Origin of the sequence: Micromonospora sp. WMMD961 (assembly GCF_029626145.1) — a bacterium.
Lineage (GTDB): Bacteria > Actinomycetota > Actinomycetes > Mycobacteriales > Micromonosporaceae > Micromonospora.
Genome location: NZ_JARUBJ010000002.1, coordinates 1,716,776 through 1,737,664 on the forward strand (window position 1 = coordinate 1,716,776; position 20,889 = coordinate 1,737,664).

General features: G+C 72.8%; 21 protein-coding genes. 12 read left to right on the plus strand and 9 right to left on the minus strand.

Annotated elements, in window-relative coordinates; translation table 11 throughout:
* Positions 1–18: 18 nt before the first annotated feature.
* The 4 genes from leuC (at position 19) to O7614_RS08240 (ending at position 5,004) form a co-directional block, all read left to right on the plus strand.
* Positions 19–1,464 carry a 3-isopropylmalate dehydratase large subunit gene (gene leuC, locus O7614_RS08225; protein ID WP_278137876.1) on the plus strand — a complete coding sequence of 482 codons (1,446 nt, stop codon included), beginning with the start codon at positions 19–21 and terminating at the stop codon, positions 1,462–1,464.
* Positions 1,465–1,479: 15 nt separating this feature from the next.
* A complete protein-coding gene (leuD, locus tag O7614_RS08230) occupies positions 1,480–2,067 on the plus strand; it encodes a 3-isopropylmalate dehydratase small subunit (protein WP_278137877.1) in 588 nt (195 codons plus the stop codon).
* 172 nt (positions 2,068–2,239) lie between these two features.
* On the plus strand, positions 2,240–2,923 hold the full coding sequence (locus tag O7614_RS08235) for an HU family DNA-binding protein (protein ID WP_347404341.1): 684 nt from the start codon (positions 2,240–2,242) through the stop codon (positions 2,921–2,923).
* Between the two features lie 140 nt (positions 2,924–3,063).
* Entirely contained in the window at positions 3,064–5,004 is a 1,941-nt protein-coding gene (locus O7614_RS08240) for an endonuclease/exonuclease/phosphatase family protein (protein ID WP_278137879.1), read from the plus strand.
* A gap of 6 nt (positions 5,005–5,010) precedes the next feature.
* Here O7614_RS08240 and O7614_RS08245 read toward each other — a convergent pair whose 3' ends face one another.
* From O7614_RS08245 to cofC, 5 genes are read right to left on the minus strand one after another with little or no spacing between them, the layout of a single operon-like run.
* Entirely contained in the window at positions 5,011–5,889 is an 879-nt protein-coding gene (locus O7614_RS08245; RefSeq protein WP_278137880.1) for an NUDIX hydrolase, read from the minus strand.
* Positions 5,877–7,397 carry a CYTH and CHAD domain-containing protein gene (locus O7614_RS08250; protein WP_278137881.1) on the minus strand — a complete coding sequence of 507 codons (1,521 nt, stop codon included), beginning with the start codon at positions 7,395–7,397 and terminating at the stop codon, positions 5,877–5,879. Before O7614_RS08250 ends, O7614_RS08245 begins: the two co-directional genes overlap by 13 nt.
* A gap of 24 nt (positions 7,398–7,421) precedes the next feature.
* Complete coding sequence (locus tag O7614_RS08255) at positions 7,422–9,779, minus strand: RNA degradosome polyphosphate kinase (protein ID WP_278137882.1); 2,358 nt, start codon at positions 9,777–9,779, stop codon at positions 7,422–7,424.
* Between the two features lie 54 nt (positions 9,780–9,833).
* Positions 9,834–10,031, minus strand: a complete 198-nt coding sequence (locus tag O7614_RS08260; protein WP_278137883.1) for a cold-shock protein — start codon at positions 10,029–10,031, stop codon at positions 9,834–9,836.
* A 49-nt stretch (positions 10,032–10,080) separates the two neighbouring features.
* Positions 10,081–10,728 (minus strand): 2-phospho-L-lactate guanylyltransferase, encoded by a 648-nt coding sequence (gene cofC, locus O7614_RS08265; protein ID WP_278137884.1) that lies wholly within the window; start codon positions 10,726–10,728, stop codon positions 10,081–10,083.
* 128 nt (positions 10,729–10,856) lie between these two features.
* Here cofC and O7614_RS08270 point away from each other — a divergent pair, with 128 nt between their 5' ends.
* The 5 genes from O7614_RS08270 (at position 10,857) to O7614_RS08290 (ending at position 15,863) form a co-directional block, all read left to right on the plus strand.
* Complete coding sequence (locus tag O7614_RS08270; protein ID WP_278137885.1) at positions 10,857–11,594, plus strand: lysophospholipid acyltransferase family protein; 738 nt, start codon at positions 10,857–10,859, stop codon at positions 11,592–11,594.
* Positions 11,595–11,649: 55 nt separating this feature from the next.
* Positions 11,650–12,657 carry an NAD(P)H-dependent glycerol-3-phosphate dehydrogenase gene (locus tag O7614_RS08275; RefSeq protein ID WP_278137886.1) on the plus strand — a complete coding sequence of 336 codons (1,008 nt, stop codon included), beginning with the start codon at positions 11,650–11,652 and terminating at the stop codon, positions 12,655–12,657.
* A gap of 7 nt (positions 12,658–12,664) precedes the next feature.
* A complete protein-coding gene (locus O7614_RS08280) occupies positions 12,665–13,783 on the plus strand; it encodes a cystathionine gamma-lyase (protein WP_278137887.1) in 1,119 nt (372 codons plus the stop codon).
* 8 nt (positions 13,784–13,791) lie between these two features.
* Entirely contained in the window at positions 13,792–14,571 is a 780-nt protein-coding gene (locus O7614_RS08285) for a putative protein N(5)-glutamine methyltransferase (protein WP_278137888.1), read from the plus strand.
* A 242-nt stretch (positions 14,572–14,813) separates the two neighbouring features.
* Entirely contained in the window at positions 14,814–15,863 is a 1,050-nt protein-coding gene (locus tag O7614_RS08290) for an ROK family protein (RefSeq protein ID WP_278137889.1), read from the plus strand.
* A 98-nt stretch (positions 15,864–15,961) separates the two neighbouring features.
* Here O7614_RS08290 and O7614_RS08295 read toward each other — a convergent pair whose 3' ends face one another.
* Together O7614_RS08295 and O7614_RS08300 are read right to left on the minus strand one after the other, a co-directional pair.
* A complete protein-coding gene (locus O7614_RS08295) occupies positions 15,962–16,162 on the minus strand; it encodes a DUF397 domain-containing protein (protein ID WP_278137890.1) in 201 nt (66 codons plus the stop codon).
* A 5-nt stretch (positions 16,163–16,167) separates the two neighbouring features.
* Positions 16,168–17,013 (minus strand): helix-turn-helix transcriptional regulator, encoded by an 846-nt coding sequence (locus tag O7614_RS08300; RefSeq protein WP_278137891.1) that lies wholly within the window; start codon positions 17,011–17,013, stop codon positions 16,168–16,170.
* A gap of 278 nt (positions 17,014–17,291) precedes the next feature.
* On the opposite strand from O7614_RS08300, the gene O7614_RS08305 reads away from it, so the two are divergent.
* A complete protein-coding gene (locus O7614_RS08305; RefSeq protein WP_145785114.1) occupies positions 17,292–17,510 on the plus strand; it encodes a hypothetical protein in 219 nt (72 codons plus the stop codon).
* A gap of 195 nt (positions 17,511–17,705) precedes the next feature.
* Positions 17,706–18,806, plus strand: a complete 1,101-nt coding sequence (locus O7614_RS08310) for a D-alanine--D-alanine ligase family protein (RefSeq protein ID WP_278137892.1) — start codon at positions 17,706–17,708, stop codon at positions 18,804–18,806.
* A gap of 74 nt (positions 18,807–18,880) precedes the next feature.
* On the opposite strand, the gene O7614_RS08315 is transcribed toward O7614_RS08310, so the two are convergent.
* Both O7614_RS08315 and O7614_RS08320 read right to left on the minus strand, forming a co-directional pair.
* The gene (locus O7614_RS08315) at positions 18,881–19,552 is read right to left on the minus strand and encodes a DUF3515 domain-containing protein (protein ID WP_278137893.1); all 672 of its coding nucleotides are present in this window, start codon (positions 19,550–19,552) and stop codon (positions 18,881–18,883) included.
* Positions 19,553–19,786 carry an Lrp/AsnC ligand binding domain-containing protein gene (locus tag O7614_RS08320; protein ID WP_007456453.1) on the minus strand — a complete coding sequence of 78 codons (234 nt, stop codon included), beginning with the start codon at positions 19,784–19,786 and terminating at the stop codon, positions 19,553–19,555.
* Positions 19,787–19,939: 153 nt separating this feature from the next.
* On the opposite strand from O7614_RS08320, the gene O7614_RS08325 reads away from it, so the two are divergent.
* On the plus strand, positions 19,940–20,872 hold the full coding sequence (locus O7614_RS08325) for a thiamine-phosphate kinase (RefSeq protein WP_278142188.1): 933 nt from the start codon (positions 19,940–19,942) through the stop codon (positions 20,870–20,872).
* The last annotated feature ends 17 nt before the right edge of the window (positions 20,873–20,889 follow it).

Consider the following 20,889-nt stretch of genomic DNA (forward strand, 5'->3'; position numbering starts at 1 on the left):
AGAATTTAGGATGTCCAGATGGTGGGAGTCACTCCTGAGCCGAGGACCCTGGCCGAGAAGGTCTGGGACGCGCACGTCGTACGGTCCGCCGCCGGTGAGCCGGACCTGCTCTTCATCGACCTGCACCTGCTGCACGAGGTGACCAGCCCGCAGGCGTTCGACGGGCTGCGGCTCGCCGGGCGCCGGGTGCGTCGTACCGACCTGACCCTCGCGACCGAGGACCACAACACCCCGACCGGGTACGCCGACCCGGCGTTCCGCCTCCGCCGAGGTGACCTGCTCACCATCGCGGACCCCACGTCGCGTACGCAGATTGAGACGCTGCGCCGTAACTGCGCCGAGTTCGGGGTGCGGCTGCACCCGCTCGGTGACGACAACCAGGGCATCGTGCACGTGATCGGCCCGCAGCTCGGTGTCACCCAGCCGGGCATGACGATCGTCTGCGGCGACTCGCACACCGCCACCCACGGAGCTTTCGGCGCGCTCGCCTTCGGCATCGGCACCAGCGAGGTGGAGCACGTGCTGGCCACCCAGACGCTGCCGCAGGGCCGGCCGAAGACGATGGCCGTGAACGTCACCGGCCGCCTCGCCCCCGGCGTCACCGCCAAGGACCTGGTGCTCGCGCTGATCACCCAGGTCGGCACCGGCGGGGGGCGCGGGCACATCGTCGAGTATCGCGGCGAGGCGATCCAGGCCCTCTCCATGGAGGGGCGGATGACCATCGCCAACATGTCCATCGAGTGGGGCGCCAAGGCCGGCATGATCGCGCCGGACGAGACCACCTTCGCGTACCTCAAGGGTCGACCGAACGCGCCCCAGGGCGCCGACTGGGACGCGGCGCTGGCGTGGTGGCGGACGCTACCCACCGACGATGGCGCGCGCTTCGACGCCGAGGTGACCCTGGACGCCAGCCGGGTCACCCCGTTCGTCACCTGGGGCACCAACCCCGGTCAGGGCGCACCGTTGAGCGCGCCGGTGCCGGACCCGGAGGAGTTCACCACCGACTCGGAGCGCGCCGCCGCGCGCCGCGCCCTGGAATACATGGACCTGCGCCCCGGCACCCCGCTGCGGGAGCTGCCGATCGACGTGGTCTTCGTGGGCTCCTGCACGAACGGGCGTCTGGAGGACCTGCGGGCCGCCGCCGACGTGCTTCGCGGTCACCGGGTCGCCGACGGCGTCCGGATGCTCGTGGTGCCCGGTTCCGCCGCCGTGCGGGAGGCCGCCGAGGCCGAAGGGCTGGACAAGGTCTTCGCCGACGCCGGCGCGGAGTGGCGGTTCGCCGGCTGCTCGATGTGTCTGGGGATGAACCCCGACACGCTGAAGCCGGGCGAGCGGTCCGCCTCCACCTCGAACCGCAACTTCGAGGGCCGTCAGGGCCGGGGTGGGCGTACCCACCTGGTTTCCCCGCCGGTCGCCGCCGCCACCGCCGTGGCCGGCCGGCTGGCCGCTCCCGCCGACCTGTAGAAGGGACTCCAGGAGATGGACAAGTTCACCACCCACACCGGCACCGCCGTGCCGCTGCGCCGGTCCAACGTGGATACCGACCAGATCATCCCCGCCGTGTACCTCAAGCGGGTGACCCGGACGGGCTTCGCCGACGGGCTGTTCAGCGCCTGGCGGGAAGACCCGGCATTCGTGCTCAACGATGACAGCTATTCCGGGGCGTCGATCCTCATCGCCGGCCCGGAGTTCGGCACCGGCTCCTCCCGGGAACACGCGGTCTGGGCGCTGCGGGACTGGGGCTTCCGGGCGGTGGTGGCGCCGCGCTTCGGCGACATCTTCCGGGGCAACGCCCTCAAGGAAGGTCTGTTGCCGGTCGAGTTGGAATTGAAAGCCGTCGAAGAGCTGTGGGACCTGGTCGAGTCGGACCCGACCACTCCGGTGACCGTCGACCTGACCGCCCGGCAGCTCCGGGCGGGGGAGGCCAGCTGGTCGTTCCCGCTGGACGACTTCAGCCGGTGGCGCCTGCTGGAAGGCCTCGATGACATTGGACTAACCCTCCGCCACGCCGCCGACATCGACTCGTACGAGGCGCGCCGGCTGCCGTTCCTGCCCTCCGTGGCATAGCCGTACGCCTGCTCGCACAGGGAATTTCACCCCCATCGGTCCAACCGGTGGGGGTGAATCCGTTGCGACACAAGGGCTTTTTTCTACCGAATGTTTGTGTCTCGGCAGCACAGGGCATAACGTGCGCGCAGAATGGCTCGCGTCGAGTCAGTTGCACAATCGGGAGGAAGTCGTGAACAAGGCCGAGCTCATCGAGGCGCTCGCCGTTCGCCTGGGGGACCGGAAGATGGCGACGGCCGCGCTCGACGCGGTCCTCACCGAGGTCCAGGCGGCGGTCACCAAGGGCGAGAAGGTGGCGATCACCGGATTCGGAGCATTCGAAAAGCGTGTGCGTGGCGCACGAACAGCGCGCAACCCGCGTACCGGCGAGGCGGTGAAGGTCAAGAAGACGTCAGTCCCGACCTTCCGCCCCGGCGCCGGGTTCAAGGAGATGGTGGCCAGCGGCAAGGTGCCGAAGGCCACGGTGGCGGCGAAGAAGACCGCCACCAGCACCGCCACGGCCAAGGCGGCGGGCACGAAGGCGACCGGCACCAAGGCGGCCACCGCCAAGGCGGCGGGCACCAAGGCGACCACGGCGAAGGCGGCCAGCAAGAAGACCGCCCCGGCCAAGGCGAGCAAGACCGCCACGGCGACCAAGACGGCCGCCAGCAAGAAGACCGCCCCGGCCAAGGCGAGCAAGAGCACCACGGCGACCAAGACGGCCGCCAGCAAGAAGACCGCCGCGGCGAAGAAGACCACCGCGGCTTCCAAGTCGACCGCGGCGAAGAAGACCACCGCGGCGGCGAGCAAGAGCACGGCGGCAAAGAAGGCGCCGGCGAAGAAGGCTCCGGCCAAGAAGGCGGCCAGCAAGCGCTGACCGACCCACTGCGAAAGGGCGTCCACCCGTTGGTGGGCGCCCTTTCGGCGTACGCGGACCGTTGACCCGTCAGGTCCGCTCGCGCAGAATCGCCGTGCCGGCCCCCCTCCGCCGGCCCGTCGACGGGAAATGGGGCGCCGGTGCGCTATCGCCAGCTCACCACCGGGACGCTCGCGCTGGGCGTCATCCTCCTCGTCGACGTGCTGCGGGTCTGGCTGCCCGGCATCATCACCATCTTCGGCCAGGCGGCGTCCACCCCGGCCGAGTTGATGGGAGCGTTCGCCCTCGGCTGGTTCGTGCTCGCGCTGGGCGCACCCGCGGTGGTCCGTCGGGTCGGCGCCCGCCCGGTCACGGTTGTCGCCGCCGTCGTGCTCGCCCTCGCCCGGCTCACACTCACCGCCGCGCCGGGCGGGCGTACGCAACTCTGGTTGGCCACCGCTGGACTGCTCGCCGGGCTGGTCTGGCTGGTCGGCGTCGCCACCGACACCGACCGCCCGGTTCCGGGACTGGCGTTGGGTTTCGCGGTCAACGCGGCCCTGCACGCCGTGTGGGACACCGTCGACCTGGTCTGGCGGGGCGACTGGGTGGCCTGGCTGCTCAGTTCCGTCGCGGTGCTGCTGTTCGTGCTCGGCACGGCCCAGCCCGGTACCCGTGCCGGTGGCGGTGGCGCGCGGGCCTGGCTGCTGGCCGGGCCGGCGCTGCTGCTGGCCGGAATGGTGGCGCTCTCTCCGGCGCTGGCCCGGACCGGGATGTCGTACCTGGTCGCCAGGGACGGTGTGGCGGGTTCGCCGTTGCTCGGCCTGGCACCGGTGCCGGTGGCGGTCGCCGTGTTCCTGTTTGCCGCGACGACCCGGCCGCCCCGAGGGTGGAGCCGCGCATACGGGCCGGTGGCGTTGCTGGTGGGCGCGGTGCTGTTCGCCCTCGACCGGGGCGACCTGCTTCTTCCGGCCATGCTGCTCGCCGCTGTCGGTCTCGGCGCCTGCCTCGCCCTGACCGACGACGCCGACGGCCCGGCCCCGACGGCAGTGACCGTGCCGGCGAGCACGGAGGCCGACACCACGAGCGTCGACAACGCCGACGACATCAGCGCGATGGCTGCCCGCCGGGGGTACGCGGTGGCCACCGGCATGCTGGTCTTCGCGCTGGGGGCGGTCGGCTACTACTCCGCCTACGACCTCGGATACCCCAACGCGGCGGTGCCGGTGGTGGTGGCCGGTCTGGTCGCCGTCGTGGCGTTCACCGCCCGGCCCGTCATGCAGTGGCTCCCCGGGCCGTTTCCGCCGCTACGGGCCGCCACGGCGGTCACCGCGCTGGCGCTGCTGGCACCGGTGCTCGCCGACGAGGTCCCGGTGGCCAGCAACCGGGACGGTCCACCGGAGCGGCTGACCGTGGTGGCGTACAACATCCGGATGGGCTTCGGGCTGGACGGTCGGTTCGACCTGCGCGGGCTCACCGAGGCGGTCGACCGGCAACGCCCCGACGTGGTGCTGCTCAGCGAGGTGGACCGCGCCTGGCTGCTCAACGGTGGGCACGACACCCTTGACGTGTTGGCCGACCGGCTCGGCATGCCGTACGTCTTCGGGCCGGCCGCCGACCCGGTCTGGGGTGACGCCGTGCTCAGCCGTTGGCCGATGGACGATGCGCGGAGTCTCCCGCTGCCGGCCGTCGGTGCGCCCACCGGGGCGCAGGCCCTCGCCGTCACGCTGGACCTGGGCGACGGTGTTCGTACCGCGGTGGTCAGCACCCACCTGCAACCGCCACCCGGGCAGGGCCCGGTGGTCCAGGCCCGCGCGGTCGCCGACTTCGCCACCCGGTACGCCGCCGGGCGGCCGTTGGTGGTGGCGGGCGACCTGAACACCGAGCCGGGCGACGAGGCGTTCGGGCAGTTCACGGCCGCCGGTCTGGTCGACGCGTTGGCTGCCGCCCGACCGCTGGCGACCAGCCCCGCCGACGACCCGCGCGAACAGATCGACCACATCTTCGTCTCGGCCGGTCTGACGCCCAGCGACCCGGTCGCGCCCCGCAGCACGGCCAGCGACCACCTGCCGGTCGCGGTGACACTGACCCTCCCGCCCCGCTGAGCCGCGCTACAGGCGGTCGGTGGCCAACAGTCGGCCGGCGGTGAAGGCGAGCAACCAACCGCCGCCCTTGGGCGTGCTGAAGTCCTCGTCGGTGCGCCCGGTCAGCTGCTCCAGGGCGCCCGGCAGCACCTTGCCCTGGCTGCACACCGCCGCCTGTCCACCGGCGTCGGCCAGCTCCAGCAGACGGGCGGCGGTGGCCAGGATCTGCTCGTCGTCCTGCTGACCGGGCCGCGGCTCGTCCAGGTCGCCGCAGACCTCGATCGGCAGGTCGAGCAGCGCGGCGGCCGGGTCCAGCGTCTGCACACACCGTCGCGGTGACGCCGACACCAGCCGGGACGGCCGGATCAGGGCCACCAGCCCGCCCAGCGCGTTCGCCTGCGCCCATCCCTCGGCGTCCAGCGGCCGTCCGACGTCCGGGCCGGACCAGGTGGCCCGCTTACCGGCGTGCGCGTGCCGGACCAGCGCGACGGTCGCGGTCACCGACGGCAGCGCCGCGAACGCCGCCAGCACCTCGGTGTCGTGGGGGTAGCTGACCAACCGGATCGCGTCGTCCACCGGCAGCCAACGGATGTCGTCCACCTCGGTGCCCGGCTGGAAACCCCCGTCGGCGACCGCCCGCATCGACCAGTAGTCGACCAGCTTGGGCTGCCCCTCGCTGCGGTAGCGCACCGACGGCAGCCGGACCTGCGGCACGCCCCGCACGTCGGCCTCCTCGGCCACCTCGCGGACCGCCGCCGCCAGCGCGTGCTCGCCCGGTTCCAGCTTGCCCTTCGGCAGCGTCCAGTCGCCGTAGCGGGGGCGGTGCACCACGCAGACGTGTACGCCGTCGGCGGTCGGCCGCCAGGCCACCCCGCCCGCCGCGCGGATGCCGGTCACGGCAGCCACCTGGTCCGCCGCCGTCGGGTGGCCCGGTGCCAGGCCGCCGGGAAGGCAGCCCGCATCCGGTGTACGCAGGCGCGTTCCCGCTCGGCGAGGCGCCCGGCGGTGACCGCCAGCTCGTGGTCGTCCGGCCGCTCGGCGGCGATCTCCAACCAGGTGTCCGCCGCCACCGCCGCATCCTGGTGCTCGCCGAGCACGTCCTGCACCCGGGCCAGGGCGCGGGACAGCCGGCGCGCTCCCTTGCTGACCGTCGGTGCCACCGCGTTGACCGCGTACCGGGCCTGTTTGGCCTCCTTGCGGACGGCGTGCCACCTGTCGTCCGGCGACTGCGCGTCGAGCCCCTCCACGCCCTCCGGCCCGGTCAACCGCGCCCACGGTCGGGCCACCAGCGCGGGCAACGCCTCCGCCGCTGGCGCGGCCGCCCGGCTGGTGAGCCGGGGCGAGGCGGAGGCCAGCACCAGGGAGTCCACCAGGGCCAGGTAACGGGCGCCGCGCAACGCCTCGTCGATGACGGCGAGCGCCGTTCGCTGCCGTGCGGCGAGGACGTCGTCCAGCCGGCCCACCGCGCCCTCGTCCAGCGGGCTCAGCGGGTCCGCGTCGGCGGTTTCGCGCAGCCGGGCACGCAGCACCTCGGCGTCCCGGGCCGCGCCGAGGACACCGGCCAGCCAGCGCAGCTCGGTGCGCAGCGGACGGGACCAGGTCTTGCGGACCAACGGTGTGAAGGTGCGCAGGTCACTGCGGAGGCGGCGGCAGGCCACCCGCATCTGGTGCACACCGGTGTCGCCGCCGGCGGCCGGGGCGCGGAGCCGGACCAGCGGGTCGTGCGCCAGCAGTCGGCGGATCTCCTTACGGAGCGCCTCGGTCACCACGTCACCGGCGGTCGGCTCGGCGGGCAGCCCGGCCGGGCCGACGAGGTCCGGATCGGCCTGCGCCGTCGCGCCCAGCGCCCGTACGTGCTTCGGGACGAACGACCCGCGCTGGGCGCCTGCCTCGCGCAGCACCGCGCCGATCCGGTCGAGCAGACTCCGGTCGCCGGCCTTGCGCTCGACCTCGAGCTCGCGGAACGTGTCGGTGGTGGCACCGGAGTCGTCCAGCACCGTCACCCGGTCGTCCACCACCTCGGCCAGCACCGTGCCGGCCCTGTCGCACACCTCGTACGCGTGCCGGACCGTCCGGACCACGGTCACCGGAGCCAGCGCCGCCCCCCGGTGCAGGACGGTGACCAGCTCCACCAGCTCCGGCGGTGGCTGCCTCTTCGGCCCCGGGCGGGAGACCTCGTGCCGGACGCCCGGGGTGTCGGTCGGCAGTTTCACGGTCCAGGGCAGCTCGTCGCCCTTGCGGTGGCGCAGTGAGGCACCGGCGCGGGCCAGCCTCAGGTCGACGGTGTCGAGATAGCGGGCGACCAACGTCACCGGTGGCAGCGCCCGGACCCGGCCCCCGGGCGGTGCCGTGGCGGCCAGGTCCGGCAGCACGTAGGTGTCGTCCACCTCGTACTTCTGCTCCTCCTCGACCATCAACCCAGCCTATGCGGTGATCGGTCAGCCGGCCGTGCCACCGACGCGGCGCAGCAGCAGTTCCTGCAGATGCGCCCGGTGGGTGTCGTCGGTGCTGGTACGCCGGGTCCAGCTCCCGTCGCCGGCCAGCTCGAACGCGTCCACGTCGGGGCTCATGGCGGCGGTCAGCACCTGGTCCAGTTCGGCGCGTGCGATCGGGTCGCTCACCTGCACCAGCGCCTCCACCCGGCGGTCCAGGTTGCGGTGCATCAGGTCGGCCGACCCCATCCAGAACTCGGCCTCCCCGTTGTTGCCGAACCGGAACACCCGGGAGTGCTCCAGGAAGCGGCCGAGGATCGAGCGGACCCGGATGTTCTCCGACAGCCCGGGCACCCCGGGGCGCAGCGTGCACATGCCCCGGATGAGCAGGTCGACGTGGACACCGGCCTGGGAGGCCCGGTACAGCGCGTCGGTCACCCCCTCGTCGACCAGTGAGTTGACCTTGAACTGGACCAGGCCGGGCATGCCCAGCCGGACGTGCGAGATCTCCCGCTCGATGCGCTCGATGAGGCCGGCGCGGATGCCCTGTGGGGCGACCAGCAACCGCCGGTACGCGGTCTGCCGGCTGTATCCGGTCAGGACGTTGAACAGGTCGGTGAGGTCGGCACCGATCTCCGGGTCGGCGGTGAGCATCCCGAAGTCCTCGTACAGCCGGGCGGTCTTGGGGTGGTAGTTGCCGGTGCCGATGTGGCAGTAGCGGCGGATCTGGTTGCCCTCCTGGCGGACCACCAGCGCGGTCTTGCAGTGCGTCTTCAGGCCGACCAGGCCGTACACCACGTGGCAGCCGGCACGTTCCAACGTGCGGGCCCAGCCGATGTTCGCCACCTCGTCGAAGCGGGCCTTCACCTCCACCAGCACCACCACCTGCTTGCCGGCGGCGGCCGCGTCGACCAACGCGTCGACGATCGGGGAGTCGCCGCTGGTGCGGTAGAGGGTCTGCTTGATGGCCAGCACGTTCGGGTCGGCGGCGGCCTGCTCGATGAAGCGCTGCACGCTGGTCGCGAACGAGTGGTACGGGTGGTGCACCAGGATGTCCCCGTCGCGCAGGGTGGCGAAGACGCTGCGCGGCACCTCGCCCTCGGCGAGCCGGGGATGGGTGGCCGGCACGAACGGCGGGTCCTTGAGGTCCGGCCGGTCCGCCTCCCCGTAGACCTGCCACAACGCGGACAGGTCCAGCAACCCGGGCACCCGCAGCACGTCCTGGTCGTCCATGTCCAGCTCGCGGACGAGCAGCTCCAACATGTGGTCGGAGATCGACGCGGCCACCTCCAGGCGGACCGGCGGACCGAACCGCCGCCGGGCCAGCTCCCGTTCCAGGGCCTGCAGCAGGTCCTCGTCGCGGTCCTCGTCGACCTCCACCTCGGCGTTGCGGGTGACCCGGAACAGGTGGCACTCGACGACCTGCATGCCGCTGAACAGCTGCCCCAGGTGCACCGAGATCAGGTCTTCCAGGGGCAGCATCCGTACGCCCGGCTGGCCCCGGTCGACCCGGACGAAGCGGGGGACGTTGTTGGGCACCTTCACCCGGGCGAACAGCTCGGAGCCGCCGTCGGGGTCACGAACCGCCACCGCCAGGTTCAGCGACCGCCCCGAGATGTACGGGAACGGGTGCGCCGGGTCGACCGCGAGCGGGGTCAGCACCGGGAAGATGTGCTCCCGGAAGTAGGTGCGCAGCCGTTCCCGCTCCGGGTCGCCCAACTCGCCCCAGCGCAGGATGCGGATGCCCTCGTCGGCCAGCTTGGGCAGCACGTCGTCCACGAAGCAGGCGGCGTGCCGGGCGACCAGCGCGGCCGTCCGCTCCGCGATCAGCTCCAACTGGGTACGCAGCGGCAGCCGGTCCCCGCCGCGCACAGGCAGGCCGGCGGAGAGTCGCCGCTTCAGCCCGGCGATCCGGACCATGAAGAACTCGTCGAGGTTGCTGGCGAAGATCGCCAGGAACTTGGCCCGTTCCAGCAGTGGGGTGCGCTGGTCCTCGGCCAGGGCGAGCACGCGGGCGTTGAAGTCGAGCCAGGACAGCTCCCGGTTGAGGAACCGGTCCTCGGGCAGCGGCGCCGGTGGTTCGTCGTCCTCCTCCTCGGCGGCGGTCGGGAGGCCGTCCGGCAGGACCTGGTGGACGCCGGTGGTGGCCGGGGCGTCCACCTCGTTGCTCGTCGGCGCGGGGTCGAGGACCTCGTCCAGCCCGGAGGAGGCGGCCCCCGGGTCGTCGGCGAGGGTGTCGGCGCGGGCGGCGCCGGCCCGTTCGGCGCGGGACGGGCGGAAGCGCCCGTCGGTGCCGCGTGCGCGGGAACCGTTGCGGAGGTCGGTGGCGGGCGGGTGGGCCGGTTGCTCGCGAGGGGTGCTCACCCGCTCATAATCACCCGATTACGGTGAACGCAAAATGAACTTGGGCTCGCCGGTTCAGATCATCGTCGGCAATGTCACCCGGACGACCGCACCGTCGGGATCGGTGTCGATGTGAACCCGCTGGCCGAGCCGGAGAAGTCGCAGCCCGGAGGCATCGAAGGCCCGCGCGGGGAAGCGCATCTCGGTGCCGTCGTCGAGCAGCAGGACACCGCTTCGTGTCGCCGCGTCGTAGCTGGCCACCGTGCCCTGCATGCTGGCACCGTACACCGGGCGGGTCGGCCTGCGGCGGGGGCCGGGCGGGTCAGCCCGTGCAGTGGGCGGGGCGGTCACCGGCGACGAGTGCGGCGGTGTGCGGCCCCAGCCCGAGCCGGGTGGCGGTCACCAGGTCCGCGGGGGTGTCCACGTCCCGGCGCAGGCTGGGCCAGTCTCCGGTCAGTGGCAGCGCCCCGCTCGCCGTGTGCGCGGCGGCCGAGCCCACCCCGAAACGGGGTTCCAGCGGAACGCCGGGCGGGGCGGTGAGCAGAACCGTGCCGCTGCCGGGTGCGTCCGGCACGAACCGGCGTACCCCCGGCCGGCCGTTCTGGGCCGCGAGCAGTGCGCCGGCCAGCTCGGCCGGGCGCAGCGCCGGCAGGTCCGCGGTGAGCCCGGCCACCCAGCCGGTGGTTGTCCCGGCCGCGCCGTGCCGGAACGCCGCGTTCAGGCCGGAGTCCGGCCCGTCGGGCAGCACCCGCGCGCCGGCGGCCCGCGCCTCCGCCGCCACGCGGGTGTCGTCCGTGACCACCAGGGCCTCGGCGACCGCCGGGCAGGCCAGCACCGCGCGGAGGGTGTCGGCCGCCAGGGCCAGCGCCAGTTCCTCGTGCGGTACGCCGGACAGCGCGCCCCGCAGCCGGCTCTTTGCCGCGCCCAGATGCTTCACCGGCACCACCACGGCCCACCTCGGCTGACTCACGTCGGCAATCCTGCCAGCCGGACGACGGGACCCTCGCTGGCCGTACCGGGGGCGAGCAGGCATGATTTCCGCTGCGGGTGTCGCGGACGGGGTTTCGCGGCGGGGTTGGGGCGCGATGAGGAGGCACAGTGGCACGGCGGAGGCTGGGGTTCTGGCAACGGTTCGCCGTAGGGCTGGTCAAGCCCGTGATGACCGTGTGGACCCGCCGGACCTGGAGTGGCCAGGAACACCTCGGCGGCGACGGCGGCGTGATCATCGTGGCGAACCACCTCTCGCACGCCGACCCGCTGGTCTCCGCGCACTTCATCTACGACTCCGGGCGATGGCCGCAGTACCTGGGCAAGGCCAGCGTGTTCCGGGTGCCGGTGGTCGGCTGGATCCTGCACCGGTGCCTGCAGATCCCGGTCGAGCGGGGCAGCGTCGACGCGGTCCGCTCGCTGGACGCGCTGGTCGGTGCGCTCAACCAGGGCGGTGCCGTGGTGATCTACCCGGAGGGCACCACCACCCGGCAGCCGGAGCTGTGGCCGATGAAGGCGAAGACCGGCGCGGCCCGGCTGGCCCTGGCCACCGGTGCACCCGTCGTACCGGTGGTGATGTGGGGGCCGGAGCAGATCTTCGATCCACGCACCAGTCGCGTGAACCTGCGCCCCCGGATCCCGGTGACCGTCGTCGCCGGGGAACCGATCGACCTGAGCCGGTGGGCGGATGCCCAGCCGACCCGGGCCACCCTCGAAGAGATGACGGACACCATAATGTTGCGGCTGCGGGACATGCTCGCCGAGATCCGTGGTGGCACTCCGCCGCCGCTGTGGGCGCGACCGGCCAGGTCCTCCGCAGGCCGCGAGCAGCAGGGCGAAGCGGCATGAGTGAGCGAAGCAGTGGTGCGGTCCGGGCCGCCGTGAAGCGGAACGGAGCGGCGGCATGAGCGGGCATGTCGCGGTGCTCGGGGCCGGTTCCTGGGGCACCGCGTTCGCCAAGATCCTGGCCGACGCGGGTCGGGACGTGACGGTGTGGGCCCGCCGCGCGCCGGTCGCCGAGTGCATCCGGGCCGAGCGCCGCAACCCGGAGTACCTGCCGGACCTGCTGCTGCCGGCCCGGGTCACCGCCACCGCCGACGCGGTTGAGGCGATCACCGGCGCGGAGGTGGTGGTGCTGGCGGTGCCGTCGCAGACCCTGCGCGGCAACCTCGCCGAGTGGGTCGGGCACCTGCACCCGGACTCCACCCTGGTGTCGCTGATGAAGGGCATCGAGCTGGGCACCACCAAGCGGATGAGCGAGGTCATCGTGGAGACCGCCGGGGTCGCCGCGGACCGGGTGGTCGTGGTGTCCGGCCCGAACCTGGCCCCGGAGATCGCCGCCGAGCAGCCCGCGGCGACGGTGGTCGCCGGGACGAACAGCCACCGCACGGCCCTCGTGCAGGCGTCGATCCGGACGCCGTACCTGCGCCCGTACACCAACGACGACGTGATCGGCTGTGAGCTGGGCGGTGCGGTCAAGAACGTGATCGCCCTGTCCTACGGCATCGCCACCGCGATGGGGTTCGGCGACAACACCCGGGCCATGCTGATGACCCGTGGGCTGGCCGAGACGGCCCGGCTGGGCGTGGCGCTCGGCGCGGACCCGATCACCTTCGCCGGCCTCGCCGGGATGGGTGACCTGGTCGCCTCCTGCTCGTCCCCGCTGGCCCGCAACCGCACCTTCGGCGAGCACCTGGGCCGGGGCGAGACGCTGGAGCAGGCCCAGACCGCCACCCGGCAGACCGCCGAGGGCGTGAAGAGCTGCCTGGCGATCCGCGACCTGGCCCGCGCGCACGGCGTGGAGATGCCGATCACCGAGCACGTCGAGCGGATCTGCCACGAGGGGATGGACCCGCGGCTCGCCGTGGAGGCCCTGATGAGCCGCACCGCCAAGCCCGAGTCGTACGAGTGAGGAACCGATGAGCGAGTGGGGAGACGGCACCCGCTGCGTACGCGCCGGCCTGCCTGAGCCGGCACCGGGGGATCCGTTCCTGCCGGGGCCGGTCTTCGCCGCGCCGTACCATCTCGACCCGTTCCAGGGTCAGGGCACGTCGCCGAACGGCTACGGTCGCCCGGACAACCCGACCCGGCGGTTGCTGGAGGCGGCCGTGGGCGAGTTGGAAGGCGGTGAGTGCCGCGTCTTCGCCACCGGCCAGGCGGCCATCACCGGCCTGCTGCTGACCCTGCTGCGCCCCGGGGACACGGTGGTGTTGCCCACCGACGGATACTTCCCGGTCCGGGCGTTCGCCACCGACGTGCTGGAGGCGATCGGCGTCCGGGTGCTCTTCGTGCCGACCGTCGGGCCGTACCCGTCATTCGAGGGTGTCCGGCTGGTGCTGGTGGAGACGCCGGCGAACCCGGGCCTGGACGTGGTCGACGTGGCGGCCCTGGCCGAGCGGGCGCACGCCGCCGGTGCGCTGCTCGCGGTGGACAACACCACGGCCACCCCGCTCGGTCAACGCCCGCTCGACCTCGGTGCCGACCTGGTGGTCGCCTCGGGCACGAAGGCGCTCACCGGCCACTCCGACCTGCTGCTGGGTTACCTGGCCAGCCGGTCCACCGAGCTGATCGCGGCGGTGACGACCTGGCGGACGACCACCGGATCGGTTCCGGGGGCGTTCGACGCCTGGTTGGCACACCGGTCGCTGGCCACCCTCGACCTGCGGCTGGCCCGGCAGAGCGCGAACGCCGCCGCGGTCGCCGACCTGCTCGCCGGCCGGTCGGACGTGACCGGCCTGCGCTGGCCGGGGCGGCCGGACGACCCCGCGTACCCGGTGGCCTCGGCCCAGATGCGCCGGATCCCGGGGGTGCTCTCGTTCGATTTGGGCAGCGCCGACCGGGTGGGCCGGTTCATCGAGGCCGCCCGGCTGGTGGCGGCGGCGACCTCCTTCGGTGGCCTGCACACCACGGCGGACCGGCGGGAGCAGTGGGGCGACGACACCGCACCGGGCTTCGTCCGGCTCTCCTGCGGGGCGGAGGACACCGCGGACCTGGTGGCCGACATCGTCGCCGCGCTGGACGCCGCCGGGTCGGTCTGAGGGTTTCGATGGCGCTCGCCGACCGTTCCGCCCTCGTGGGTCGGCTGCGCGCCGCTGGCTGCGTCTACGCCGAGGACGAGGCGGATCTGCTGCTGGCCGCTGCCGACGATCCGGCGACGTTGGCCGACCTGAGCGAGCGCCGGGTGGCCGGCGAACCGCTGGAGTACCTGCTCGGTTGGGCGGAGTTCGCCGGTCTGCGGATCGCCGTCGACGCCGGCGTCTTCGTGCCGCGTGCCCGGACCGCCCTGCTGGTCCAGGTGGCGGCCGAGGTGACCGGCCCGGAGCCGGCCGTCGTCGACCTCTGCTGCGGGTCCGGGGCCGCCACCGTCGCGCTGGCGCACCGACTCACGCCACGCTGGCTGGCCGCCGTCGACATCGACCCGGCGGCCGTGGCATGTGCGAGGCGCAACGTCGCCGGGCTGGATGCCGAGGTGTACGAGGGCGATCTCTTCGCCCCGCTGCCCCGGCAGTGGCGGGGTCGACTGGACCTCGTGGTCGCCAACGCCCCGTACGTGCCGACCGACGCGGTGGCGTTGATGCCCCCGGAGGCGCGGCTGCACGAGGCCCCGGTGGCGCTCGACGGCGGGCCGGACGGGCTCTCGGTGCTGCGCCGGGTGGGCGTCGACGCCGCGCACTGGCTGACCCCCGGTGGACACCTGGTGGTCGAGGCCGGCACCACCCAGGTGCCGGTGCTCTGCGACGCGTTCAGCGCCGCCGGCCTGGTCCCCACCGTGCGACAGGACGAGGACCTGGACGCCACCGCAGTCGTAGCCCAACGCCCAACCTAACCCCACCCCACCCCACCCCCACCCCCACCCCCACCCCGCCCCCACCCCACCCCGCCCCCGCCCTGCCCGAACCTGTCGATCATGGAGTAATGGTGCCCGGTTGGTGGTGCATCACGTGGTTTGTCCCCCACCACAACTCCATGATCGACGGGGGAGGGCTGGGGCGGGGTGGCCGCGCGTGGCGGGGGAGAGGGCTTGGCACTAGCCTCGGCTCACACTCACGACGGCGAGAGGCGGTTTCGGTGGGCAGCGCAGGGGTGCCGGTGGTCGTCGGCTTGGACAACGGCGGCACGAGCAACAACGCCACCGTGCTGACGGTGGACGGCCGGTTCCTGGTGGACGGGTTGCTGGAGATCCCCAGCGAGGTGCAGGCCGGGCCGGACGCCGCCATCGAGGCACTGGCCCGGGCGCTGGACGGAGCCCTGGCGCAGACCGGAGTGCCGCGCGAACTGGTCCAGGCGGTCGGGCTGGACACTCCCGGCCCGGCCAGCGCCGACGGCGTCATCTCGTCCCGGGGTTCGACCAACTTCTCCCAGCCGGCGTGGCGGGGCTTCGACGTGCGAGGAGCACTGGAACGACGGCTCGGCCTGCCGGTGGTCTACCACAACGACGGCAACGCGGCGGCCCTCTACGCCCACCACGTGCACTTCGGCGCTGACGCGATGAACCGCTCGTCGGTCGCCGCGATCGTCGGCACCGGCCTCGGCGGTGGTGTGGTCGAAAGTGGTCGGGTGATCGCCGGTGCGGCCGGCATGGCCGGGGAGCTCGGTCACGTGCACATCCCGCTGACCGGGCTGCTCGGCCCGGGTCAGCCGGAGCCCACCTGTGCCTGCGGCTTCACCGGTGACGTCGAGAGCGTTGCCTCGCTGACCGGCATCGAGCGCAACCTGCTGCCGTACTGGCTGACCCGGTACCCGGACCACCCGCTCGCCGGCGAACCGGCGGCCCGGGCCGCCAAGCTGGTGCGCGGGTACGGCGAACGGGGGGATGCCCTCGCGCGGGACCTGTTCACCCAACAGGCGATGGCGCTGGGACGACTGTTCACCGTGGCGGCGAACTTCACCGACCCGCACGCGTACTTCGTCGGTGGTGGGGTGGTCGAGGCGGCGCCGGAGTTCCGCGACTGGTTCCTCGCGACGGTCCGCGAGCACACCGTGCTCCGCGAGGAGCAGGCGGCCGTGGCCACCTTCGCGCTGGTGCCGGACCGGGACATGGCCGGTGCCCGGGGCGTGGCGATCGCCGCCCTGGAGAGGCTACGCGCTGCCCCGGAACCCCGTCCGTTGGTTGCCTGAGCTCGCCCGTTTCCACCCGCCGGGCGCCCGGGCGGGCGGCACGGCAGGCGGTCGGCAGGTGGTGTGTCCGGTCCGGTGGGCGGTGTGTGCAGGTCTGGTCAGGGGCGCGGTGGTGCCTGGGCGAAGGCCGTCCACGCGGCCGTTGCGAACAGCAGGGCCGGGCCGGCCGGGTCCTTGGAGTCGCGGACGGCCACCAGTCGTGGCAGCGCGGCAACCTCGACGCAGGCGCCCTCATCGCCGCTGCGGCTGCTCTTGCGCCACGCCGCTACGGCCAAGGCCGCTGTGATTGTCGGTGTCATCGGTCCTACCGTCCCTTCAGGACTGACAGGAGCATCTCGCGGCTGTCCGCCGGACTGAGCGCCACGCTCCGGAGATGCTCCATGATCTTGGTGCAGGTACGCGTCTCGCCGGCCCGGTCCAGGATCATCTGACCTGCGACGGTCTCCACCGAGGCGATGATCGGATCCTCCGGGTCGGCGAACTCGAGAATGTGCAGCGAGCCCCGCGTGCCCCGGTGGTAACCGGCGGAGAGCGGAATGACCTGGACGCTGATGTTCGGTAGTTCGGCCATCTTCACCAGGTGTCGCAGTTGCCCGTTCATCACCGACTGGTCGCCGACCGGGCGTAGCAACGCGCCCTCGTCGATGATCGCGTCGAAGATCGGCGGGTTGTCGCCGGTGAGCCGTTGTTGACGGTCCAGCCGGATCTTGACCCGTTGCTCCACCAGGTCGTCGCCGAGGGTGTGCGGCCCGCCGCGCATCACGCCACGGACGTAGTCCGGGGTCTGTAGCAGGCCGGGCACCACCGAGGGCTCGAAGTTGGCGATGGCGGTCGCCTCGGCCTCCAGCGCGATGAAGTCGATGGTGCGCGGATCCAGCAGGTATGAGTAGGACACCCACCAGCCCGGCTTGCGGGCGTCCTTGGCGAGCAGCACCGCCGCGGCCACCTCCTCGGCACTCACCCCGTACGACGTGAGCAGGGCGCGCACGGTGGCCGGGGTGATGAGGGTCTGGGCGTTCTCGTAGCGGGAGAGGGTGCTGCGGGTGCTGTTGATCTCATCTGCCGCGGTTTCCAGCGTCAGGCCGGCGGCTTCCCGGTGATGGCGCAGGGCGATGCCGAGCCGGCGGGCACGGGCGGTCTTGGGGGCCATGCATCGATGGTCGCACACATTTGCGGGAACGTCTGCATGAGAGAACGTCGATGAGAGTTGCATTCACGGCTGTACACGTGTCAATCTGTTATCGCGTCCTCACCGCCGGTTGTCGTGGCGACGGTGGTGGTGAGCGACCGGAGGGGATGGGGCGCGCGGCGATCGGGTTTCTCCCCCGTACCCGATCGTCGCGTGCCGCCCCACCATCCCGGCCCGCCGGAAGGAGACGACGTGGGAACCTGTCCGGAGCCCCCCGCCGTGGACGCGGGCGGCCTTCGATGACCCGCTTCCTCGTGGTGCTCACCGACGTGCGCCCGGTCGAGGGCATCGAGCGCAACGAGCGGGTCGCGCCGGAGCGGCGCCGGCAGGTGGTCGGCGCCAGCAGTCGCGAGGCCGCCGACCGGATCGCGGGAGCGTTCATGGCGCTGGGCATGGTGCGGGCCGGCCGGCAGCGGGTGAAGGTGATAGCGGTTGGTCGCCGGCATTCCCGGGACTGAATAGGCCCAGGTCACCGGCCTACGAGACCGCCACTGCGCCGTCACGCACCGTATATCCTCTGTTGACCGATTGCCGTGTCGTGCTGCGGCTCGCCGGGTATCGCCTCGCCCCGTCGCCACGCACAGTAAGGTCAACCGGGTGAGCGCCACCGGCGAGCACGACCAGCCGCAGTCGCGTACGAAGAGGTGACCGGAGTGACCACCCCAGGCAAGACCCGCGTGGCGATCGTCTTCGGCGGCCGCAGCCCGGAGCACGGCATCTCCTGCGTCAGCGCCGGCAGCGTGTTCGGCGCGCTCGACCCGGACGAGTTCGAGGTGGTGCCCGTCGGCATCACCCGGGCCGGCCAGTGGGTGCTGACCAACGGAGATCCCGCCCAGCTCGCGATCAACGCCCGTCAGCTGCCGGAGATCACCTCCGATTCCGGCGACGACATCGTGCTGCGCGCCGACCCCACCGGCAACGGGCTGATGGTGCTCGACCCGACCGAGGGTCCGCGGGTGCTGGCCGACGTGGACGTGGTCTTCCCGGTGCTGCACGGCGCGTACGGCGAGGACGGCACCATCCAGGGAATGCTGGAGATGGCCGGGATCCCCTACGTCGGGGCGAACGTGTTCGCCTCCGCCGCCGCGATGGACAAGGAGTTCACCAAGAAACTCTGTGCCGTCGAGGGCATCCCGGTCGGCGCGTACGCCGTGCTGCGCAACGGGATGACGCTCAGCGAGCAGGACAAGGAGCGGCTGGGCCTGCCGGTCTTCGTCAAGCCGTCGCGGGCCGGGTCGTCGTTCGGCGTCAGCAAGGTCAGCGACTGGGCGCAGTTGGACGACGCGGTCGCCGCCGCCCGGAAGTTCGACCCGAAGGTCATCATCGAGGCCGCGATCGTCGGCCGTGAGGTCGAGTGCGGCGTGCTGGAGGGCGAAGCCGGCGGCGCGCCGGAGGCGTCCGTGCTGGCCGAGGTGCGGGTCGTCGCCGACCACGACTTCTACGACTTCGAGGCAAAGTACCTCGACGACTCCTGTGAGTACGACATCCCGGCCAACCTGCCGGAGCGGGTGACCCGTCAGGTGCAGGAGTACGCGGTCCGCGCGTTCACCGCGCTGGACTGCGCGGGCCTGGCCCGGGCGGACTTCTTCGTCACGCCCGAGCTGGACGTCTACCTCAACGAGGTCAACACGATGCCCGGGTTCACCCCGACGTCGATGTTCCCGCGGATGTGGGCGGCCGCCGGCCTGGAATATCCGAAGCTGGTCAACCGGCTGATCCGCACCGCCCAGCGGCGCGGCGTCGGCCTGCACTGAGCCACCCGGCCCCGCCCGCGCATGTCAGCCGGTGCGGGGCCCGTTCAGCGCCCGCAGCCGGACGGGATGCCCGCTCAGCGCTGGCAGCCGGACGGGATGGCGCCGCCGGACGGCATGGTCGCCACGATCGTGCTGGAGATGGTCGGCACCCACTGCAACGGCTGCTCGTACGAGCGTGGGACCCGCACGCTGATCAGCGTCTCCCGGTCGACGGTGTTGAGCACCGCCGCGTCGGACTCCTCGGCCAGGTGCCAGCAGACCCCGTTGACCGTCCAGACCTCGTCGGTGCTGGGGAACGTCGGCTCGGTGCCACCGCAGGCCACGGTGAGCGCGGGGTCGCCGTACGCGGCGTTCTGCTCGGGGCCGGCGGTCACCGGCCGCTGGGCCAGGTCGCGGATGCTCGCCGGTAGTTGGGAGAGCAGCGCCCGGCAGACGGTGGCCGGGCGAGCGGCCAGCGCCGGGGCGGCCATCTGCACCGGGGTGGTGGACTGCACCCGGGCGGTGGTGGCGGACGGGCTCGGCGCGGCGGCCGGCGTGTCCGGGGCGAGCTTGGTGAAGGCCAGCACGGCCACCAACAACGTGATCGGCAGCGCGATCAACGTGGCCAGCAGGGCGGCGCCGCGAATGGTCCGGTCCCGACCGGCCGGCGCGGCGGCGGCCGGGGCGGCCGGGTCGCGGTTACCGTCAGCCGGCTCGCGCGTCCCGTCGTCGTCCAGAGCAGAGGAGGAGGTCGTCATCTCGTCCACTTACAGCCGCACCACCGAACACGTGAGGGTGCGGGTGATGCCGGGCACCATCTGCACCTTGCTGACGATGAGTTTGCCGAGCTCGTCGACGGTGTTCGCCTCGGTGAGAACGACCACGTCGTACGGCCCGGTGACGGCGTCGACGCGCACGACGCCGGCAATGTCCGCGATGAGACCCGCCACGTCGCGTGCGCGGCCGACCTCGGTCTGGATGAGGATGTACGCCTGTACCACGACTCGACCTCCGTCCGTCGCCGCTCGGGAGCGGCCCGAAGGGTGAAACTACCTTACGGACCAGGTCTGATCCCTATCGGTGGTCAAGGAGCAGCGGTGAGCGAGCACGGCGGGGCCGGGCGGCACGGGCGGAACGCCGGCGGTGGCGTCAGCGTGTCCGGGATCGGGGAGTTCGGGCTGATCGAAAAGATCACCGCTCGACTGTCGAACGGGCCGACGACACTCGTCGGCCCAGGTGACGACGCGGCGGTGGTGACCGCGCCGGACGGTCGGGTGGCAGCCTCCACCGACGTGCTGGTCGACGGCCGACACTTCCGGCGGGACTGGTGCTCGGCCCGCGACGTCGGGCACAAGGCGGCGGCGGCCAACCTGGCGGACATCGCGGCGATGGGCGCGACGCCGACGGCCCTGCTGGTCGCCCTCTGCATGCCGGCGGACCTGGAGACCGGCTGGGTGGAGGAGTTGGCCGACGGCCTGTCCGCGGAGGCGGCGACGGTCGGCGCGAGCGTGGTCGGCGGGGACATGTCCTCCAGCCCCACGCTGACCGTGGCGGTCACCGCGCTGGGCGACCTGCAAGGGCGTCCACCGCTGCTGCGGTCCGGGGCCCGTCCGGGGGACGTGCTCGCCCTGGCCGGGCGCACCGGGTACGCGGCAGCCGGGTTGACCGTGCTCACCCGGGGCTTCCGGACCCCTCGGCTGCTGGTCGAGGCGTACCGCCGGCCACAGGTCCCCTATCCGGCTGGTCCGCAGGCCGCCAAGCTCGGCGCCACCTCGATGATCGACGTGTCGGACGGGCTGCTCGCCGACCTCGGGCACGTGTCGACGGCGAGCGGGGTGGCGATCGACGTCCGCCGGGACGCGTTCGAGGTGCCCCGGCAGATGGCCGACGCCGCGCAGGCGCTCGGCGTCGACCCGTACACCTGGATCCTGACCGGTGGCGAGGACCACGCGCTGGCCGCGACCTTTCCCCCGGCGGTGGCGTTGCCGCCGGACTGGCGGCCCATCGGCGTGGTCACGCACGGTGCCGGGGTGACGGTCGACGGCGCGGCCTACGACGGCCCGACCGGCTGGGACCACTTCCGGTAGAGCCGGGCAGCCGCCGT